The 21,424-nt window shown below is 40.8% G+C and carries 20 protein-coding genes; 3 read left to right on the forward strand and 17 right to left on the reverse strand.

What is annotated here, in order from left to right; genetic code table 11:
• Positions 1-163: 163 nt before the first annotated feature.
• The 3 genes from CDG55_RS14630 to CDG55_RS14640 are packed head-to-tail and all read right to left on the reverse strand — an operon-like array spanning position 164 to position 2,918.
• Positions 164-523 carry a RidA family protein gene (locus CDG55_RS14630; RefSeq protein WP_087536631.1) on the reverse strand — a complete coding sequence of 120 codons (360 nt, stop codon included), beginning with the start codon at positions 521-523 and terminating at the stop codon, positions 164-166.
• Between the two features lie 10 nt (positions 524-533).
• Positions 534-1,637, reverse strand: coding sequence for an alanine racemase (gene alr / locus CDG55_RS14635; protein ID WP_087536632.1), 1,104 nt, complete (start codon positions 1,635-1,637; stop codon positions 534-536).
• Between the two features lie 24 nt (positions 1,638-1,661).
• Positions 1,662-2,918, reverse strand: a complete 1,257-nt coding sequence (locus CDG55_RS14640) for a D-amino acid dehydrogenase (protein WP_087536633.1) — start codon at positions 2,916-2,918, stop codon at positions 1,662-1,664.
• 136 nt (positions 2,919-3,054) lie between these two features.
• Here CDG55_RS14640 and CDG55_RS14645 point away from each other — a divergent pair, with 136 nt between their 5' ends.
• On the forward strand, positions 3,055-3,522 hold the full coding sequence (locus tag CDG55_RS14645) for an Lrp/AsnC ligand binding domain-containing protein (protein WP_004665270.1): 468 nt from the start codon (positions 3,055-3,057) through the stop codon (positions 3,520-3,522).
• A 67-nt stretch (positions 3,523-3,589) separates the two neighbouring features.
• On the opposite strand, the gene CDG55_RS14650 is transcribed toward CDG55_RS14645, so the two are convergent.
• The 12 genes from CDG55_RS14650 to CDG55_RS14705 all read right to left on the reverse strand — a co-directional run bounded on the left by CDG55_RS14650 (position 3,590) and on the right by CDG55_RS14705 (position 15,412).
• Positions 3,590-3,958: a ribonuclease E inhibitor RraB gene (locus CDG55_RS14650; protein WP_087536634.1), complete on the reverse strand. Its 369-nt coding sequence runs from the start codon at positions 3,956-3,958 to the stop codon at positions 3,590-3,592.
• Between the two features lie 239 nt (positions 3,959-4,197).
• The gene (locus CDG55_RS14655) at positions 4,198-4,863 is read right to left on the reverse strand and encodes an RluA family pseudouridine synthase (RefSeq protein ID WP_087536635.1); all 666 of its coding nucleotides are present in this window, start codon (positions 4,861-4,863) and stop codon (positions 4,198-4,200) included.
• Positions 4,864-5,040: 177 nt separating this feature from the next.
• Positions 5,041-5,493, reverse strand: coding sequence for a hypothetical protein (locus CDG55_RS14660; RefSeq protein WP_087536636.1), 453 nt, complete (start codon positions 5,491-5,493; stop codon positions 5,041-5,043).
• 576 nt (positions 5,494-6,069) lie between these two features.
• A complete protein-coding gene (locus tag CDG55_RS14665; RefSeq protein ID WP_087536637.1) occupies positions 6,070-6,957 on the reverse strand; it encodes a DMT family transporter in 888 nt (295 codons plus the stop codon).
• Between the two features lie 66 nt (positions 6,958-7,023).
• Entirely contained in the window at positions 7,024-7,602 is a 579-nt protein-coding gene (locus CDG55_RS14670; protein ID WP_087536638.1) for a DUF4126 domain-containing protein, read from the reverse strand.
• A 125-nt stretch (positions 7,603-7,727) separates the two neighbouring features.
• Positions 7,728-7,871 carry a zinc ribbon-containing protein gene (locus CDG55_RS14675; protein ID WP_004637424.1) on the reverse strand — a complete coding sequence of 48 codons (144 nt, stop codon included), beginning with the start codon at positions 7,869-7,871 and terminating at the stop codon, positions 7,728-7,730.
• Between the two features lie 155 nt (positions 7,872-8,026).
• Positions 8,027-8,512 (reverse strand): hypothetical protein, encoded by a 486-nt coding sequence (locus tag CDG55_RS14680; RefSeq protein WP_087536639.1) that lies wholly within the window; start codon positions 8,510-8,512, stop codon positions 8,027-8,029.
• Entirely contained in the window at positions 8,505-9,848 is a 1,344-nt protein-coding gene (locus CDG55_RS14685) for an AAA family ATPase (protein WP_087536640.1), read from the reverse strand. Before CDG55_RS14685 ends, CDG55_RS14680 begins: the two co-directional genes overlap by 8 nt.
• Before the next feature lie 79 nt (positions 9,849-9,927).
• Positions 9,928-12,534, reverse strand: a complete 2,607-nt coding sequence (gene acnD, locus CDG55_RS14690) for a Fe/S-dependent 2-methylisocitrate dehydratase AcnD (protein WP_087536641.1) — start codon at positions 12,532-12,534, stop codon at positions 9,928-9,930.
• On the reverse strand, positions 12,534-13,691 hold the full coding sequence (gene prpC, locus CDG55_RS14695; protein ID WP_004966984.1) for a 2-methylcitrate synthase: 1,158 nt from the start codon (positions 13,689-13,691) through the stop codon (positions 12,534-12,536). Before prpC ends, acnD begins: the two co-directional genes overlap by 1 nt.
• Positions 13,692-13,827: 136 nt before the next feature.
• Entirely contained in the window at positions 13,828-14,709 is an 882-nt protein-coding gene (prpB, locus tag CDG55_RS14700) for a methylisocitrate lyase (RefSeq protein ID WP_004882090.1), read from the reverse strand.
• The gene (locus CDG55_RS14705; RefSeq protein ID WP_004956801.1) at positions 14,702-15,412 is read right to left on the reverse strand and encodes a GntR family transcriptional regulator; all 711 of its coding nucleotides are present in this window, start codon (positions 15,410-15,412) and stop codon (positions 14,702-14,704) included. Before CDG55_RS14705 ends, prpB begins: the two co-directional genes overlap by 8 nt.
• Before the next feature lie 442 nt (positions 15,413-15,854).
• Here CDG55_RS14705 and CDG55_RS14710 point away from each other — a divergent pair, with 442 nt between their 5' ends.
• Both CDG55_RS14710 and CDG55_RS14715 read left to right on the forward strand, forming a co-directional pair.
• Positions 15,855-17,060 (forward strand): aromatic amino acid transaminase, encoded by a 1,206-nt coding sequence (locus CDG55_RS14710; protein WP_087536642.1) that lies wholly within the window; start codon positions 15,855-15,857, stop codon positions 17,058-17,060.
• A 255-nt stretch (positions 17,061-17,315) separates the two neighbouring features.
• Positions 17,316-18,686: a phosphomannomutase gene (locus tag CDG55_RS14715; protein WP_087536680.1), complete on the forward strand. Its 1,371-nt coding sequence runs from the start codon at positions 17,316-17,318 to the stop codon at positions 18,684-18,686.
• A 53-nt stretch (positions 18,687-18,739) separates the two neighbouring features.
• Here the strand turns inward: CDG55_RS14715 and galE are convergent, their stop codons facing one another.
• Both galE and pgi read right to left on the reverse strand, forming a co-directional pair.
• Positions 18,740-19,756 (reverse strand): UDP-glucose 4-epimerase GalE, encoded by a 1,017-nt coding sequence (gene galE / locus CDG55_RS14720; RefSeq protein WP_087536643.1) that lies wholly within the window; start codon positions 19,754-19,756, stop codon positions 18,740-18,742.
• A complete protein-coding gene (pgi, locus tag CDG55_RS14725) occupies positions 19,749-21,422 on the reverse strand; it encodes a glucose-6-phosphate isomerase (RefSeq protein ID WP_087536644.1) in 1,674 nt (557 codons plus the stop codon). The genes galE and pgi overlap by 8 nt, the downstream gene beginning before the upstream one ends.
• Positions 21,423-21,424: the final 2 nt, after the last annotated feature.

The following is a 21,424-nucleotide window of genomic DNA, read 5'->3' on the forward strand; positions in this document are numbered from 1 at the left end:
AATGAATCGGTCGCTAATTTATGAGCTTAACCAGCTGTCCTTTATAAATGACCCATTCATTTTGACTGCAAGAAAATACGTATTTGCCTTACTTTTATCTATGACAAATACGTTACTTTTCTTTTTTTTTAATCTCATTTAAACAAAAATAAAGCGATTCGCTTTATTTTTGTGCTGCAATCACTGCAATTTCAATTAACCAATTTGGATTGACCAAATCAGCTTGAATCGTAGCGCGTGATGGCGCCACACAGTCTTTTAACCAATCAACATAGATCGCATTGACCTTAGGAAAATCCGCTAGTTCTTTCAGAAAAAGCTGTACCGAAAGTAAACGTGATTTATCGCTATTTGCGGAGGCTAATAATTGCTCGATCGTTGCCAATACATCACGCGTTTGTCCTTCGATATCTAAATCAGGATTTTTAGGCACTTGTCCTGATAGATACACCACCTGATTAAAAACCGTGACAGCACTCATCACTTCGGTGCTATTGATTTTCTGGATCTCTGAATATAACATGATGACTTCCTTAGTCTTGAGTGATAAATGGAACTCGTGCAGTTACGCCACACATAAGTTCATAGCCAACTGTGCCTGAGGCTGCTGCAACATCATCAATAGAGAGAATTTGTCCTGTTTTTGATGTTCCCCAAAGCACAACTTCACTGCCAATTTCAGCATTCGGAACTGGCGTTAGATAGACTGCCAACATATCCATACTGACTCGCCCAATGGTTCGGGTACGGATTCCATTGACTAACACGGGCGTGCCTGTAGGAGAGGTACGCTGATAACCATCTGCATAACCACACGCGACAATACCAATCGTCATTGCATGTGCAGCTACGAAACTTGAACCATAACCCACACTTTCATTGGCATTTAACTGCTGGATCGCGATCAATTCACTGCGCAAACTCATGGTCGGTGCAAGTCCCCAATCTTGGATACTATGCTTCGGATAATCGGGAGAGCTGCCATAGAGCATGATGCCGCCACGGACATAATCGGAGTGTACTTGCGAGGGATATCTGAGAATGGCAGCACTATTACTCACCGATCTTTCGCCAGGTAAGTCCTGAATGGTGCTTTCAAATTCTGCGAGTTGATATTCAACCCCAGCTTGACCAAAACGTTCGCCATCCGCATCAGAGAAATGCGTCATATGAGTGATGTTGGAAACATTATTGAGGCGTTGCAGATGCTGCCAGATTTTTCGGTATTGTTGAGGCTTGAAACCTAGACGGTTCATGCCACTGTTCATTTTTAAGAAAATATCAAACTGGGCTGGATAGATATGCTGCTGTATCCATTCGACTTGATGCTCGCTATGTACCGTGAAACTCAACTGATATTCAGCGCAGTCAAATAAATCCTGTGGCGAAAAAATTCCTTCCAGCAATAGAATTGGACCTGTCCAACCTAATGCACGCAAACGTTTCGCTTCATCTATATCAAGCAATGCGAAGCCGTCCGCAGTTTTTAAAGCATCGTAAACTCGTTCGATTCCATGTCCATAGGCATTGGCTTTGACTACAGCAAACACCTTGCTATTTGGAACACTTGCCCTCAAGACATCAAGGTTTTGACGCAAAGCCTGAGTATGGATGACCGCAGTAATTGGGCGAGGCATAATAAACTTCCTTGTACGCTGTAATTATGCTGCGTGTGAATAGCGCTGAATGGACAAACCATCCGTACTAATATCTGTGCGATGATTCATCACCAGATCACTAATTAATTTTCCTGAACCACATGCCATCGTCCAACCTAAAGTGCCATGTCCAGTATTCAAGAATAAATTCTTATACTGAGTCGCACCGATAATCGGGGTACTATCAGGTGTCATTGGACGTAGACCTGTCCAGAACGAAGCTTGCTGTAAATCACCACCCGGGAATAAGTCTTGAGTCACCATTTCCAAAGTTGCACGGCGGTCTTCATTCAAGCCCAAGTTAAAGCCACTTAATTCCGCCATACCACCAACACGAATACGTTGATCAAAACGTGTAATCGCAACTTTGTAAGTTTCATCTAAAACGGTGGATTGTGGTGCAAGTGCAGGATCAACAATTGGAATTGTTAATGAATAGCCCTTCACTGGATATACAGGCAAATTGAGCGCCAATGGTTTGAGGAAGTCACGAGAATAACTACCAAAAGCTAAAACAAAACGGTCGGCTGTTAAAACTGCTCCATTGACCATGACGCCTTTGATTTCATCACCTTCAACAATTAAATTTTCAACATTCTGATCAAACTTAAACTCCACACCCAAATCTTGTGCCAGTTTTGCCAAGGCATTGGTGAATAAATAACAATCACCTGTCTCATCATTTGGCAAATGTAAGCCACCCACTAACTTATCGGTATGCGCTAAAGCAGGCTCTACACGTGCTAACTCTTGTGCATTAAGTAAATCGAAATCCACACCACATTCTTTGAGCACTTGAATATCACGTTGCACCGTCTCTAGCTGAGCGTCATTACGGAATACTTGCAACGTACCTCTAGAACGATTTTCGTAATTAATGCCAGTTTTTGTTCTTAGATCACGCAGACAGTCACGGCTATATTCCGCAACACGCATCATGCGCTCTTTGTTCACTGCATAGCTTTGTGGATTACAGTTTTTCAGCATTTGAGCCATCCACTGTAACTGCCACATACTGCCGTCAATATTAATGGCTAGTGGTGCATGATGTTGAAACATCCATTTAACTGCTTTAAAAGGAATTCCTGGCGCTGCCCACGGTGTCGAATATCCTGGGGAAATTTGCCCTGCATTACCAAAGCTAGTTTCCTTGGCAGGACCCGATTGACGATCAAGCACAGTGACTTGAGCACCTTGCTGTGCAAGGTAATAAGCACTTGCTACACCAATAACACCACTTCCTAAGACGATGACGCGCATAACAATCCCTCACGCACACTAGTTTATTTAACTAGTATATTTTTGCATCAATAGTTTTTTTCACTATTTTTAGGATTATAATCTAGGTAATTTCATGTTTTCGTCGTGAAAAAATTAAAATAAAAGGGAATAATCTATGCGTAAATTAGACCGTATTGATCGCCTGATTTTAGATATTCTGCAACGTGAAGGTCGGATTGCGATTAGTGAGCTGGCTTCACGTGTCAATTTGTCCACCACCCCGTGTTCAGAACGTGTTAAACGCTTAGAGCGTGAAGGGATCATCATGGGCTATTACGCACGGCTCAATCCTGCCCATGTTGACCGCAGTCTTTTGGTATTTTTAGAAATTAAACTTTCAGCCAAATCTGGTGATGTTTTTGATCAAGTTGCACGTGACCTTGTTGATATTCCCGAAGTTTTGGAATGTCATTTGATCTCAGGAGAGTTTGATTATTTAGTCAAAGCAAGATTAAAAGAAATGAGTGCTTATCGACGTTTATTAGGTGATTTACTTAAAAAACTACCTGCTTCGGCATCTTCACATAGCTATGTCGTGATGGAAGAAGTCAAAGAAAGTCTTTATTTGGATGTGAGTAAATAAGATTAAATTGCATCCTACCAACGATTAAAAATGTTTCAGCCTGCAGATGCAGGCTGAATAGGTATAATTACTCGTCTTCATCATCGTAGATATAGCTCATACAACCCCAACCGTCATATTCACCATCAAACTCTTGTGCAATACGTGTCATCCACTCTTCTAAGTCTGCAATATCATTGTATTCAAGCATCATATTAATATGGATATTCAACACCCACATATCTGAGCCATCTGAGTGTAACTCTTCTTGATAAAGTGAGATCTTTTGTTCTTGGTGCAACAGATGGAGTGCACATTTTTCAACTTGCTCTTGTTTTTCAAACACAATCGAAAATTCAACTTCATGTGGCTCAGTGAGATCATTGCCATCTTCAACCATCTGCCACAAGACATTACCATTATCATTGTCTGGAAATTGTTCATAGTCGCGTGTCATATCAATATCCTTTGTTATGTTTTGATTTCATGATTGGCTATAGATTAACCTATTTTTATGTCAGTTTTTAGACGCAACAATTATATGATCATCAAAAAAGGATAGAAATTTTTAACTACTCGCATCCATCTCATCCAACAAAGGCTCAAAACATTATATGATTTTATAATCTATTATAGATCTTCAAATTTGGCTAGCCATACTATGCTTTTCTTTGAGAATGCTCTTGTGAGCATACTTTAAAAAGGAACTACCGACTCAAGCTCGATTGCAGATTGTTTTAATGGATGTTGGAAAGCAAGATAGGTGGCATGCAATGCCATACGTTTAAAATGGAATTTGGCAGGCTCAGGATGATAAAGTTTATCGCCCATAATGGGATGCCCAATATGCATCATATGTACACGAAGCTGATGTGAACGTCCTGTCACTGGTTCTAAACACACTCTACTTTGATCTGTTGTCACATCATACTCAATTGATTGGAATAGCGTTTTGGCAGGCTTTCCCAATTCAAAATGCACCATCTGACGAGGACGATTTTCCCAATCTGTCATCAAGGGCACTTCGACACTGCCGTCTTGCTGAATCTGTCCTTGTACAAGCGCCACATAATATTTTTTAACCGTTCGCGCTTGGAACATTTTGCTAATCGCAACTTCAGCATCTCTATGTTTTGCGAACATCAACAATCCTGATGTTGCCATATCTAAACGATGTGTAACTTTAGCAGAAGGATATTGTGCTAAAACGCGCAAATACGCACTATCTTGATGTTCAGGCAAACGCCCCATGACCGACAATAGCCCTGCTGGCTTATTAATCACCACTAAATCTTCATCCTCATAGATCATCTCAAGTGGATCTTGCGGCGGTAGATAAATAAAGTTGTCATTTAGGGGCATGAGCAGTAAAGGTTCTAAATAAAGCGGGGCAATTATAGCGACTTCTCAGCCAAAAACGAATTTTGAGATGAAATCTTGAACAGAGAACTCGTTTTATTGAAATGGTATTGAAGATGTCTAGAGTTAATGCCGTTGCCTATTTTGATTATTATTGTTGCGACATTAACTCGTATATTTTTATGATGCTGTTTTTATCGCTTTATTTAAACTGTCTTTATAAAGCTGCTCTAAAGTTGCAATGTCTCGATTTAAAAAAGTAATCAAATATTCTTTGGCACGACTCAACGTTAAGTAATTAAAAGAAATCGTGTCTTTGCTCTTACGTGTCACCAATCCGAATAAATCTTTTTTAGGAATAAACACAGGAATATCGCTTTCTAATTTAAATTCAAGCTGCTGTGTTTGTGAAAAGGCATCTATTGTGATGCGTAAGGTTTGTTCAGTGTAATCATCTCGTACAATAAAGCTGGTACTTACACCATCTAGCTGTAACTGACGAACCAATTGCTGACGCCATCCCATCTCATCGAAACGAGCAACGATCGTTTCTAAATCAAAAGCACCCAAATGATCAGCTTCATTTCGATTAGTTTGATGCGGATAACGTATTTTAAGATCGAATTCTTTCATTATTTTTATGACCTCTTCCAATATGATCAATTTTCTAGTTTCAATTATATCATTTTGTTTTTTATTATAAAAACAGGAGTTTATATTCAAAAAATAAATATTATAAGACCTATTTCACACTTATATTTAAATTCATTGATCGGGTTTTTATTATTTATATCTGATTGGTCATATTCTGTTTATATTAAATTTTAGGGTATCAAGGGAAAACATGTTGTTTACTTCAACACCTATGACTTTGTAAGCCATAACCTTTGCCTATAGACTTTTGATCTATAGCGTCCTAAGCCGAATCGAGACCTTTTGGGTTTGTACACACTTGCTTTATAAGCATCGGTGCATGCTACTCTTTTCGATCCCCTTACGGAACTTTAATCGTTCCTCAACCCTTGAGACATAGTTTAGGCAGATCAGTGCGGGATTGTTTTCCTAAAAACTGGTATTTTTCGCCACTAATGAAATAATTTTGCATATCTCATCCAATAATAAGAATTATTTTCCATTTCAATAAAAAATAACTGATTTAAATTTCAATATATTCCAATTTAGCCGTGTATTTTTTCATTAAAAAACAGATTAGGCCCAAATCACCATAATGGCCGCCACAATTACCAGCCATAAACCTAAATGATCCGTCTTTGCCAACTTTTCTTTAAAGAAAAATACTGAGATCAGTAAGCTAAATAGAATTTCGATCTGACCCAGTGTTTTCACAATCGCCACAGTTTGCATACTCATGGCACTGAACCATCCCAAAGATGCTAAAAAACTGCAAATACTTACACGAAAGGTCAGACCAAGACGTTGCCACATGTTATACAACGTACTGCGACTAAAGATTCCCAAATACAGCAATAATGCAATGCACTGAAAACTAATCAAACTGCATAACACCCATCCTGCACGATGCAAAAATGGCAACATGCTCAGCTCTAAACTGGCTTCACGTACCAGAAGTGAAGTAATGGCAAAACATAAACCACTGCCTAAACCAATGATTAAAGTATTGAAGGAAAGTTGCGTACTATGTCGACCTTTACTCAATAAAAAAACTGCGATTGCCCCAATCAATACACCAACCCAGCCCAAAGTGGTCAACCGCTCCTGTAGAAAAACCACTGCAATCAAGGCTGCCAAAATCGCTTCGCTTTTAGCCAACCCGATACCAATCGCATAGTTCTTTTGTTGAAATAGTTTCACCATCAACGCTGTCGCAAAAATTTGGCTGATTCCTGCAATCACTACATAAAGCCAAAATGTATTGGAAAAATGGGCTTGAACAGTGACAGGTTGATGCAGATAAAGGAATGCTAAATAACTAAACGCAAAAATCGGAGAAAAAATAAATCGAGCCAATGTCGTACCATAAGCATCGACTGTGGTACTGAGCTGTTTTTGAAATGCGTTGCGCCACGCCTGCATAAACGCAGCCATGATCGTGAATAGAATCCAAGTAAATGCCATAAACGCCAACGCACCATCAAAATGTGTGTGTAATTTACTCGCTTCCTTATGATTTTTCGAGTGTTATTAACACGCTGACGGATTGATCTGATTTTTTCTCTTTTTATGTATCCAACGTGCAACCACAATCACGAGAATAATCACAAATACCGTAATCACGACAGGCATCACAAATGCCAAGATCGACAAGACAATTGAGCCAATCAACTCACCCGTTGCCACTACAAAATTCCCCAGTCCACCAGTGCTTGCTGTTGAAACGCCACGTGCCGCTACGGTACTCATTTGCACCACACCTGCCGTTCCACCGCCCACGATCAGTGCGGCTGCCCACGTCGCAAACTGTGACATTTCTCCACTACTGACTGCCAACGTACTGAGTGTGCCTGCCACTACAGCAGCAGGCGTAGCGATGGTATCCAAGAGATTATCGATCCACGGCACATAGTAAGCTGCGATTTCACAGATGGTTACAAATCCAAGTGCAGCGCATACAGATGGAATGGCTAACCATTCAAAACCTTTGGCAGGTTCATACCAACCCAACAAAGTTGCAATGCTCATCACCAATAAAGGAACAAAGACACGGAATCCACAGGCAGCGCTTAATCCTACGCCGATACAAAGTCCTAATATTGTTTCCATCTTGGTTTTCCTTATATTTGTCGGATATCGTTATCTTGTTATTTCATATTTTACAGTAACAAAAAAGCCCTATCGAGTGACAGGGCTTTCATCAAAACAGTGGGTAACTGTTTGGTGTTTGCGGCTTAGGCATTCTTACTGTTGAATTGATTGCCAAGGCATTTGGTACACGGAGGTAGACGATCAGTACCAATTTCTAAATAGGTGCGATGTCCGCATTGGACACAAAAATAGAAGCCAGTTCCAGGTTTTTCGCCAGCAGTAACCATCTTTGTTCTCCATAGATTTTAGAAATGGTTCATATACTATAGCGTGATAGTTTTGATTATTTATTGACCTTTCTGACGAAAGGCAGTGGCAGAAAGGTTAAGTAGGAGTACAAAATCTATATTCACATTAAAATTACCTGAACAACATCTAAACCTTATTTACTTAGTTGATGATAAATTTGCAAATCATCATCTAATGACCAGATAAAAATCTCACTCATTGGAAATTTTGTACAGTTTTTCTCAAATTCTTTAATTATTGATAGATCACCAAAACTTGTTCCTTCAGTTGTTTTGGTTGGTGATTTATTTCGTTGTGCATGACTTGGAAACTCTATAAGCCATGCTCTAATTTCAAATTGTGATAACCATTCGGAAATACGAAAGGGTGCTTCACCTGTGAAGGTTTTTTCCAAAGTATCAACAAAAAGTTGTGCAACTTTACGACGAATATTTCCATCGCCGTTTTGTGCAATATGATTACCCGTTTCAATAACAGTTGCCATTGGGATAATAAAGCTACATCCCAACTCTACATATTCTTGAAATTTCTTTAAAATTTCATCTCTTTCATTATTGCGATTAGGAACATCTAAAATATTAAGAAAAACACTGGTATCTACTAGACAAATACTACTCATTAGATATTCCACGCATTTGTTCCAACCAATTTAATGCATTTTGCTTTTTCTCTTGTGAAGAAACAGGATTTTTTACAAAACGGTCAACCACATCTTTTGTAACCAATTCACCAAGAGAACCTTGAGAAACCAATCCCTCATAATCATCTAAATCACTTAAACGAATTAAACGACTATCCCCTTGTTTTGGATCACGATATGCAAAAACCACATCACCTAATGCCTGATCTGGCAATGCATCCATAAGAGCTGGGTTATGTGTTGTGAGCAAAAGTTTTAAATTCCTTTTTTCAGCAAACAACAACATTGTGTTAAGTAATGATTTGGCTCGGGATGGATGAATACCATTGTCAATTTCTTCAATCACCAACGTAGAATTTTCAGGAACAGATAAAATTGCTGCAGCGATACCCAAAACCCTTAGCGTCCCATCTGATAGGACATCAGAATTCCACTCTTGTTCTTGATTAGCAAAATTTTCGACTAAAGCGAGTTCGATACGATCACGATGATCGGGATAGAATTTTAAAGTTTTAAAATCTTGTTCAGGTAAACTTTTAATAAATTTTAAAATATCTTCTTGATGTGGTTCGTGCTGCCATAGGGTATATAATACACCTGATAAATTTTGACCATTTTGACGCAATCTTGTATCTTCTAGACTCTCATTACGCATTTGTGATGGGACAAAATCAAAAAAATACGTACTAGATAATATTTCTTCTATGAATCTTACCTCATTAAGCCTTTGCTCTATTCTTTCATCGACTTTCTCTTCTAGATCAATTCGTATTTGAAAGGTATTTTTAACCCTTTGTAAATTTGACGAATTACTATCAAAACGTGTAAATATCCCTGAAAGACGATTCATTTCTATTTTTGGTGAAATCTGAATTCTGAGTGCTTTATCATTATCTTTAGAATTATTTCTAACAATGGCTTTGGGGTAAGCATCTATTTTATATAAATATTTATCTGTTTTAAAAAATTTTAATTTTTCATCTTTTACATTTAACTCATTTAACTCATTAGATGTAATTTCAATCCTCAAATCAGAAAAAAACTCAGAAAAATCTGCACCTAAAGTAAACTCCTCTGATTCAAAATAAAATAAATCCCTAATATCCCCTCTAAAAATTTTTTCAGAATCATTAATACGATTTTGGATGGTTGATAATTTTTCTCCACCTACATACCAGCTTAAAAACCGAAATGCTTCAATAGCATTAGATTTTCCTGATGCATTTGCACCAATCATTAACGTAAGAGGTGCTAAAGGCAAAAGTTGTCCTGTCCGATAACTTTTAAAGTTTTCTATCCAAATACCTTTTAGCATAATCTCACAATAACAAATAAAAAAAGCTCTATCCTAAGATAGAGCTTTCCTTCCATTTTTACAACGTCAAAGCATTAACTCACACAACCGAACCTTCTAAAAAGTCTTGTGCAAAACGCTGTAATACACCGCCCGCTTCATATACAGAAACTTCTTCTTCTGTATCTAAACGACAGGTCACAGGCACTTCAAAAATTTCTTCTTTACCATCAGCAGTTGAACGCTCAATCACTAAAGTCAAAGTCGAACGCGGTGAGATATTACCAATCACGCTATACAGCTCAGTACCATCTAACTTCAACGTTTTACGGTTCACACCTGGTTTAAACTCAAGCGGTAACACACCCATACCCACTAAGTTAGTACGGTGAATACGCTCAAAACCTTCAGCCACGATCGCTTCAACACCTGCAAGACGAACACCTTTCGCTGCCCAGTCACGGCTTGAACCTTGACCATAATCCGCACCTGCAACAATGATCAACGGTTGCTTACGGTTCATGTAAGTTTCAATCGCTTCCCACATACGCATCACTTCGCCTTCAGGCTCTACACGCGCTTTTGAACCTTGTTTAATCGTGCCGTCAGAACGAACCACCATTTCATTAAACAATTTCGGGTTGGCAAATGTTGCACGTTGTGCAGTCAAATGGTCACCACGGTGTGTCGCATATGAGTTGAAGTCTTCTTCAGGTACGCCCATTTTGTGTAGGTATTCACCCGCAGCCGAATCCATCATGATCGCATTTGAAGGCGATAAATGGTCAGTCGTGATGTTATCACCCAAAATTGCAAGCGGACGCATGTTGGTCAAAGTACGTGGTGCAGCCAACGCCCCTTCCCAATACGGCGGACGACGGATGTAAGTACTCATTGGACGCCAGTCGTAAAGTGGGCTTTCCGCTTGCTCAACTTCACCGAGGTCAAACATAGGAATGTAGACTTTACGGAATTGTTCAGGCTTCACCGCTTCTTTTACCAGTGCATCGATTTCAGCATCAGATGGCCAGATGTCTTTCAGGTAAATTGGATTACCATCTTTGTCTGTACCCAATGAATCTTTTTCGATGTCAAAACGAATTGTCCCTGCAATCGCATACGCTACCACAAGTGGAGGCGATGCCAAGAACGCTTGTTTTGCATAAGGATGGATACGACCATCGAAGTTACGGTTACCCGAAAGTACCGCTGTCGCATACAAATCACGGTCAATGATTTCTTGTTGAATCACTGGATCAAGCGCACCTGACATACCATTACACGTAGTACATGCATACGCCACGATACCAAAACCAAGTTTTTCTAGGTCTTTCAGTACGCCAGCTTCTTCAAGATAAAGTGCAGCAGCTTTAGAACCTGGTGCAAATGAAGATTTCACCCAAGGTTTACGCACTAAACCAAGTTCATTGGCTTTACGTGCCAATAGACCTGCTGCCACCGTGTTACGTGGATTTGAGGTATTGGTACAAGAAGTAATTGCCGCAATGATGATCGCGCCATCAGGCATTAAACCATCAGTACGGTTTTCAACAACACCTGCAATACCTTTTTCTTTCAAGTCAGCAGTAGATACACGTGCATGTGGGTTTGATGGACCTGCAATGTTACGAGTCACTGTTGAAAGATCAAAACGAAGTACGCGTGGGTACTGTGCTTTGGTCATATCCGATGCCCAAAGACCGATTTCTTTTGCGTATTGCTCAACCAATGCCACTTGCGCATCTTCACGACCCGTCAGACGTAAATAATCAATCGTGTTTTGGTCGATGTAGAACATCGCAGCCGTTGCACCGTATTCAGGTGTCATGTTCGAGATGGTTGCACGGTCACCAATCGACATGGTGTCTGCGCCTTCACCGAAGAACTCAAGATATGCACCAACGACACGTTCTTTACGTAAGAACTCAGTGAGTGCCAATACGATATCAGTCGCCGTGATGCCTGCTTGACGCTGACCGACTAGCTCAACACCGATAATGTCTGGAAGACGCATCCAAGATGCACGACCCAACATCACGTTTTCAGCTTCTAAACCACCTACACCCACTGAGATCACACCAAGCGCATCCGTATGTGGTGTATGTGAGTCTGTACCTACACATGTGTCTGGGAACGCTAAACCATCACGATTTTGGATCACTGGAGACATTTTCTCCAAGTTGATCTGGTGCATGATGCCGTTACCCGCAGGGATTACGTCGACATTTTTAAATGCAGTCTTCGTCCACTCGATAAAGTGGAAACGGTCTTCGTTACGACGATCTTCTACTGCACGGTTTTTTTCAAACGCGTCAGGATCAAAGCCGCCATATTCCACTGCCAAAGAGTGATCCACGATCAACTGCGTTGGAACTACTGGGTTCACTTTAGAAGGATCGCCACCTTTGTCAGCAATCGCATCACGTAAACCAGCAAGGTCGACGAGTGCGGTTTGACCTAAGATGTCATGACATACCACACGTGCAGGATACCAAGGAAAATCCATGTCCTGACGGCGTTCAATCAATTGCTTTAAATAATCAGTTAAGTTTTCTGCATCAGCTTTACGTACAAGCTGCTCTGCCAACACTTTAGATGTGTATGGCAAAGTTTCATATGCGCCTGGCTGAATATCTTCAACGGCTTGACGCACGTCATAGTATTCGAGCTGGGTACCTGCCAGCGGTTTACGGTATTGATTTGTCATTAACCACGCTCCGCCAATGGTTTAAATTCTAAGTTTTCAGGGCCAGTATAGTTCGCGCTTGGACGAATAATCTTGCCGTCTTGACGTTGTTCAATCACATGTGCAGACCAACCCGCTGTACGTGCAATCACGAATAATGGAGTGAACATTGCTGTTGGAACACCCATCAAGTGATAGCTCACCGCGCTGAACCAGTCGAGATTCGGGAACATGTTCTTCACTTCTTTCATCACTGCTTCTAAACGTTCAGCAATGAGGTACATTTTGGTGTTCTCTTGCGCTTCAGCAAGGTCACGCGCCACTTTCTTGATCACTTCGTTACGTGGATCAGAGATGGTATAAACAGGATGACCAAAGCCGATGATCACTTCTTTCTTCTCTACGCGGCTACGGATGTCTGCTTCTGCTTCGTCAGCGTTGTCATAACGTTGTTGAATCACGAATGCAACTTCGTTGGCACCACCATGTTTTGGACCACGTAGCGCACCAATACCACCTGTAATTGCTGAGTACATGTCTGAACCTGTACCTGCAACAACACGTGACGTAAATGTAGAAGCGTTGAATTCATGCTCAGCATACAGAATCAAAGACGTATGCATTGCTTGAATCCATTCTTCAGATGGCGCTTCGCCATGAAGTAAATGGAGGAAATGTGCAGCGATTGAGTCATCATTCGTTTCAACTTCGATACGACGACCGTTGTTGCTGAAGTGGTACCAATACAACAACATTGAACCCAAGCTTGCCATCAATTTGTCAGCGATGTCTTTTGCACCTGCTTCATTGTGGTCTTCATGTTCAGGCGTTAAACAACCTAAAACTGATACACCTGTACGCATCACATCCATTGGGTGTGCAGATGGTGGAAGTTGTTCAAGTGCGGTTTTCAATGCTGCTGGCAAACCACGAAGCGCTTTAAGTTTAGCTTTATAGGCTTTGAGTTCAGCTTTATTTGGGAGTTTGCCATGTACCAATAAGTGAGCGACTTCTTCAAACTCACTGCCGACTGCAAGGTCAAGAATGTCATAACCACGGTAGTGTAAGTCATTACCGCTACGACCTACGGTACATAGTGCAGTGTTCCCTGCAACTTGACCACTTAACGCAACTGATTTTTTTGGCTTGAAGCCTGTTGGAGTTTCATTACTGCTCATAAGATTGTCCTTTTCTGTTCTTTCTATGTGAATTATGAGTTCTAAAATCCCACTTGCGGAGCCACAACCGCTCCTCACCTCCCTTTCCAAAGGGAGGGAAGTCCCCCTTTGAAAAAGGGGGATTTAGGGGGATTCCTTATTTTGCTTTTTCAAATGACGCATCAAGATATTGTTCAAACGCATGGTAGTTAATGCGTTCATACAATTCTTGACGAGTTTGCATGGTGTCAACAACGTTCTTCTGTGTGCCTTCTTTACGCAGAGTCTCATACACATTTTCCGCTGCTTTGTTCATCGCGCGGAATGCTGAAAGTGGGTACAACGCAATGCTCACATCCGCAGAAGCCAATTCTTCAGTCGTAAACAATGGTGTAGAACCAAATTCAGTAATGTTCGCTAATACTGGAACTTTGGTCAGATCAGCAAACTGCTTGTACATTGCCAATTCAGTGATTGCTTCAGGGAATAACATATCCGCACCTGCTTCAATGTAAGCACCTGCACGATCAATTGCTGCTTGTAAGCCTTCTACCGCTAAAGCATCGGTACGTGCCATGATCACAAAGTTTTCATCGGTACGAGCATCAACCGCAGCTTTAATACGATCAACCATTTCTTGTTGGGTCACGATCGCTTTGTTTGGACGGTGGCCACAACGCTTTGCGCCCACTTGGTCTTCGATGTGCATTGCTGCTGCGCCGAACTTAATCATTGATTTAGTGGTACGTGCAATGTTGAATGCTGAAGCACCAAAACCTGTATCCACATCAACTAATAATGGTAGATCACAGACATCCGTAATACGGCGTACATCGGTCAAGACATCATCAAGGTTGCTAATTCCCAAGTCAGGTAAACCTAACGAACCTGCGGCAACACCACCACCTGACAAATAAATTGCTTTATAGCCTGCACGTTTTGCTAACAATGCATGATTGGCGTTAATCGCACCAACCACTTGTAATGGTTTTTCATTTGCGACCGCGTCGCGGAATAGCTGACCAGCAGATTTAGCCATGTTGATGTTCTCCTTGGGTTTGCAGCAATGTTTGCTCAACAATTTTGTAGGATGCATTGATGTGACGGTGCATTAGCATTTCAGCAAGTTCACCATCACCCTCTGCAATCGCATCTAAAATGCGGATATGTTCATCCCAAGCTTTGCTCGGTCGATTTGGGGTGTTTGAAAATTGAATTCGGTACATACGGATGAGGTGATACAGCTCATCACATAACATTTTTTCTAAGGTTTTATTGCCACTGCTTTTGATAATGCAGTAATGGAAATCGTCTTGACCTTCTTGTAGGTAATAACCCTTACCTGCCTTAAAATTTTCATCTTCAGCATGCATTCGCAACACATCACGCAATGCTAAGATTTGTTTTTTATCAATATGCTGTGCAGCCAACTTACAAGCTAAGCCTTCAAGTGAAGCACGAATTTGGTAAAGTTCTTTAAATTGTTGTAGAGAAAGAGAAACAACTCGCGCGCCAACATGGGCGGTACGCTCAACCAATCGCTGGCCTTCTAGACGATGAATCGCCTCACGCAATGGACCACGACTGATCCCGTAAATACGTGCCAACTCGGGTTCTGAAATCTTGCTGCCCGCAGGAATTTGTCCTAATACGATTGCTGATTGAATTTGCTTAAATACATGTTCCGTCAGGGTAATACTCTGACTTGTGCTGATGGCTTGAGGAACAAGGGTATCTTGCATATTGTCGACAATCTCTACAGTTTTTATGATTTTATAACGAGATAGAAGAAAAAATGCAATAGGATTGTCGACAATAAAATAGAATGATCCAGTCAATACTATTCGATTGCCTCACAATAGAATGTTCTAAAAAGGTACTAAAAATATATAATAATTATATATAAAACATACTCTTACTAAAATCTAAGTACTTTATTCCGATTGATTCAAGGCATTTTTCCCAGTATTTATGTTACGTATGCTACGACCATGGTATGACAGCTTGATTGTAGACAATCCTTATAATCGATCGATTTTATACGAATTTTTGTAAGTAAATACTGCACCAGAAATGTAAATAACAGCGTGCTTCATAGGCGCTTTATTGGTACATTATTGGGCATCTGGAGCAGTGCTCCACAAGACACATCCATGCACCTTGTTGAATAAAAGGACATTGTTAATGTTTCAACATATCCCACCTTATGCAGGCGACCCAATTCTCTCTTTAATGGAACAGTTTAATGCTGATCCACGCGCTGAAAAGGTTAATCTAAGTATTGGTTTGTACTATAACGAAGACAGTATCGTTCCTCAGCTTGATACCATTATCGAAGCGCAAAAACGTATTGCACCTAAAAATGATAAAACCAAACTTTATCTTCCAATGGAAGGTTTTAAACCTTACCGTGACGCAATTCAAGCTCTATTGTTTGGCGCAAACAGCCCTGCTATTCAACAAGGTCGTGTTGCAACCATTCAAACATTGGGTGGTTCAGGTGCATTAAAAGTCGGTGCAGATTTCTTAAAAACTTATTTCCCAGATTCAGAAGTTTGGGTGAGCCAACCAACGTGGGATAACCATGTCGCAATTTTCAACGGTGCTGGCATCAAGAGCAACTACTATCCATATTTCGATGCCGAAACACGTGGCGTTGATTTTGATGGTATGTTGTCGACATTAAAAACTTTGCCAGAGCAAAGCATTGTATTGTTACACCCTTGCTGCCACAACCCGACAGGTGCGGATCTAAATCCAGCACAGTGGGATCAAGTAATTGCGGTATTAAAAGAGCGTAACTTGATTCCATTCCTTGATATCGCTTATCAAGGCTTTGGCGATAGCATGGAACAAGATGCTTATGCGATTCGTGCTTTAGACCAAGCTGGTTTAAACTTCATCGTCAGCAACTCGTTCTCTAAAATCTTCTCACTTTATGGTGAGCGTGTTGGTGGTTTAACTTTCGTGTGTGATGATGCTGAAGCAGCAAAATGCACATTCGGTCAGTTAAAAGCAACGGTACGTCGTATCTACTCAAGCCCACCAACAACGGGTGCATGGTTGGTTGATCAAGTGCTCAATGACGCTGATCTGAATCAACAATGGCAAGGCGAAGTCAAAGAGATGCGCGAACGTATTATCAAAATGCGTAGTATCTTAAAAGATGAGTTGACGAAAGCACTTCCTGAGCGTGACTTTAGCTACCTTGTAAACCAGAAAGGTATGTTCAGCTACACAGGTTTAACGGGTAAGCAAGTCGATATTCTTCGTGAGGAATATGCAATTTATCTGGTACGTAGTGGTCGTATCTGCGTTGCAGGTTTAAATATGAATAATATTTATAAAGTTGCAAAAGCAATGGCTGAAGTTCTAGCAAAATCAGCTTAACATCCCCTTGCAGAGCTATAATCGCTCGTCATCTCCCTTTTAAAAGGGAGACTTTATGGATCAAAAATGGTTGTTTCACGTGAAACAACCATTTTTATTTTTACAAAACCAGCTTCATTAAAACTAAAATTTATCCGACAACTAGAGCCAAGAATAAATGTACTAAATGATTAAATCTGTATCATTCAATGTTCAATCCAGCTTAGTCTTTGTATACTGCAACACATGAATAAACAACAAACAGTACCTTTAAATATGACTCAACTGACCTGCTTTAAAGCCTACGATATTCGCGGAAAACTAGGCACCGAACTCAATGAAGAAATCGCCTATAAAATTGGTCGTGCATACGGACAAATCTATCAACCTAAAAAAGTGGTGATTGGTTGTGACATCCGTCTAAGTAGTGAAGGCTTAAAGCAAGCAACCATTCGAGGTCTCAATGATGCGGGTGTCAATGTTCTAGATTTAGGCATGACGGGCACCGAAGAAGTTTATTTCGGCGCTTTCCATCTTGATGTACAAGGTGGCATTGAAGTTACGGCGAGCCATAATCCAATGGATTATAACGGCATGAAATTAGTTCGTGAAAATGCACGTCCAATCAGTGCTGATACAGGCTTAAAAGACATCCAAGAACTCGCTGAAGCAGGTACTTTTACAGAAGTTGAGCAAAAAGGTACAACTGAAAACTATAATATTTTGCCAGAGTTTGTTGATCACCTATTAACCTACATCGACCCACAAAAAATTAAGCCACTTAAACTTGTGGTAAATGCAGGCAATGGGGCTGCGGGTCATGTGATTGATGCCATTGAACAAAAATTCCAACAACTCAATATTCCCGTTGAATTTATCAAAATCCATCATGAAGCCGATGGAACTTTTCCTAATGGGATTCCAAATCCAATCTTGATTGAAAATCGTGACAGTACCCGTGACGCAGTGCTGCAACATCAGGCGGATATGGGGATTGCCTGGGATGGTGACTTTGACCGCTGCTTCCTATTCGATGAAAAAGGACAATTCATCGAGGGCTATTACATTGTTGGTTTATTGGCACAAGCTTTCCTGATCAAACAATCAGGCGAAAAAATTGTGCATGACCCACGTTTGGTTTGGAATACTTTTGATATCGTAGAGCAATACCAAGGTATCGCAGTTCAATCAAAGTCTGGACATGCTTTCATCAAAGATGTCATGCGTGAACACAATGCTGTTTACGGTGGAGAAATGAGTGCACATCATTATTTCCGTGACTTTGCTTATTGTGATAGCGGTATGATTCCTTGGTTACTCACGATTGCCCTACTCTCAGAAACAGAACAATCACTCTCGACACTCGTTGAAAATATGATTGCCAAATTCCCATGTAGCGGTGAAATCAATTTTAAAGTGGCGGATACACAAGCAACGGTTCAAAAGATCTTTGATCATTATGCAGACCAAAATCCATTAGTAGACCGTACCGATGGTGTTAGCCTTGATTTTGGTGCATGGCGTTTGAATGTCCGCGCATCGAATACAGAACCATTACTACGCTTAAATATTGAAAGTCGTGCTGATAAAAATCCGCAACCTATGCAAAATTATGTGGATGAGTTGACAGATTTGATTCAAGGATAAGCGAAAAGTTAAAAAACAGGGAGCTGTTACTCCCTGTTTATATGAAACAATAATTATTGATATCCACTTGGATTTTGTTTTTGCCAATTCCAGCTATCCGCCAGCATATCTTGCAATGTATATTGCGGCTTCCAACCTAACTCTGCTATAGCACGGGTATTATCTGCAAATGAAATGGCCACATCACCTGCACGGCGTGGTGCAAATTCAAACGCAACAGGCACACCATTAATTTGCTCAAAGGTGTTTTTGACTTGTAATACAGATGAGCCATTGCCCGTGCCAATGTTCCAAGCACGGCAGCCTTGTGTAGATAAGCGATGATTTAAGGCACATAAATGGGCTTTGGCTAAATCGACTACATGGATATAATCACGAACCCCTGTACCATCGATGGTGTCATAGTCATTGCCATAGATAGATAACTTGTCACGGCGACCTACAGCCACCTGAGTCACATAAGGCATTAAATTATTTGGAATTCCTTGTGGATCTTCACCAATCTGACCGCTTTTATGCGCGCCAACAGGGTTAAAATAACGAAGTAAAGCAATCGACCAACGCGAGTCTGCCTGTGCCAGTTTTTGCAGTATTTGCTCAACAATCAGTTTGGTATAACCATAATTGTTATTTGGCATTCCTGTTGGCATATCTTCATTCAACGGAGAAGTATTGGCCTCATCATATACCGTTGCAGATGAACTAAAAACGAGTTTAAATACACTAGCTTTCTCCATTGACTTCATTAATTGAATACTGCCAGCAATATTATGATCAAAATAGACCAGTGGAATCTGCTGGCTTTCACCAACCGCTTTCAGACCAGCAAAATGAATGACTGCATCAATCTGATGGTCTTGGAAAACTGAATCTAACTCAGCCTGATTGCGAATATCACCCTGCACAAACACCAAATTTTTATTTGCTAATGCTTGTACTCGACGCAAAGACTCTTCAGAGCTATTTGAGAGGTTATCGAAGACAATCACCTCGTGACCTGCGGTAAGCAACTCTAAACAGGTATGGGAGCCAATATAGCCCGCACCACCCGTCACTAAAACTTTAGCCATCTGTTTTTCCTAATAATATTTTCAACAAACCTTGTGTTGATGCATCAAATTTAAAGAGATCATCCTGTTCACGGTTCAAAATCGGTAACAGCTGATTGGCAATTTCTTTGCCTTTTTCAACGCCCCATTGATCAAAAGGGTTAATATTCCACAACACCGACTGCACAAAAACCTTATGTTCATACATCGCAATCAGCATCCCTAAGCTATAAGGGTTCAACTCTTTGAGTAAAATAGTGGAGCTAGGTTGATTGCCTTCATATTGTTTATAGGTTGGTAAATCTTCTAGCTCATCTGCTGCCAAGGCTTGATTCCCAAAGGCCAACAGGCGCGACTGTGCCAAACAGTTGGATAAAGCCAAATGATGCTGCTCAACCAATGCCTCTGCACTTTCGGCATAGGTAAATTGGTTTGCATTATAACGTTTTACAGGTGCAATAAAGTCACAACTAACGGAATGGGTACCCTGATGTAAAAGCTGATAAAAGGCATGCTGTGCATTGGGCCCAACCTCTCCCCAAACAATTGGGCAAGTGGCTGAACTGACCTTTTCTCCATTGCGTTGAATCGATTTCCCATTAGATTCCATTTCAAGCTGCTGCAAATAAGCTGCAAAATATTTGAGACGACCATCATACGGTAAAACTGCATGGGTCTGGATATCCAGAAAATTGTTATTCCACGCGCCTAATAGCCCCATCAAAACAGGAATATTCTGCTGAAATGGTGCGGATTGAAAATGCTGGTCTATCGCATAAGCACCTGCTAACAGTTGCTTAAATCCGTCAACACCAATGGTCAGGGCAATTGGTAAACCAATACATGACCACAGTGAATAACGACCGCCGACCCAATCCCAGAGCAACAGCTGTTTATCAGCAGCAATGCCCCACTCTGTCATCTTGTCAGGCTTAGTCGAAACCCCGATAAAATGATTTTGCAGAATCTTGTCATTATGCCCCAATGCTTTTTCCAACCATTGTCGTACTGTTTGGGCATTGGACAAAGTATCAATCGTACCAAACGATTTTGAAGAAATAATAAATAAAGTCGTCTCAGGTCGAAGCTGATGCAGTAGCTCAGAAAGCTGGCTCCCATCCATCGTTGAAACAAAATGTACAGTTAAAGGTTTGGCGGTTTTTACCTTAAAATCAGAAAGCGCATGCGTAACCATCAATGGGCCTAAATCAGACCCACCCACGCCAATATTGACGACATCCTGAATCACCTCACCCGTCGCACCACGATACTGCCCTGCATGGATTTTATCCACCAAGGCATACATACGTTCTAGCTGCTGCTGTACCAGTTGATTGACTTCGGAAAAATCTGAACCCGATTGAGGTAAACGCAAAGCCCAATGCATCGCTGCACGATGTTCTGTATAGTTAATCTGCTCAGATGAAAACAGTGTTTTGATCCACCGTTTTAAATCTTGTGCCTGCGCTAAATCCACTAAGCTATTTAAAATCGTTTGATCAATACGATGCTTACTAAAGTCCAAAACAATTTGGTCATACTCAACCGAAAAACGTTTAAAGCGTGCAGAATCTGCTGCAAATAATGTATTTAGATGAACCTCTTTAAATTGCTGTTGTAAAGATATCAGGTGCTCCACGACGGAAGCCTGCTCTTTTACAGCAAAAGGCTGAATCTGCTCGATCATCT

The sequence above is a fragment of the Acinetobacter sp. WCHA45 genome (assembly GCF_002165255.2).
In the GTDB taxonomy this organism is placed as follows: domain Bacteria; phylum Pseudomonadota; class Gammaproteobacteria; order Pseudomonadales; family Moraxellaceae; genus Acinetobacter.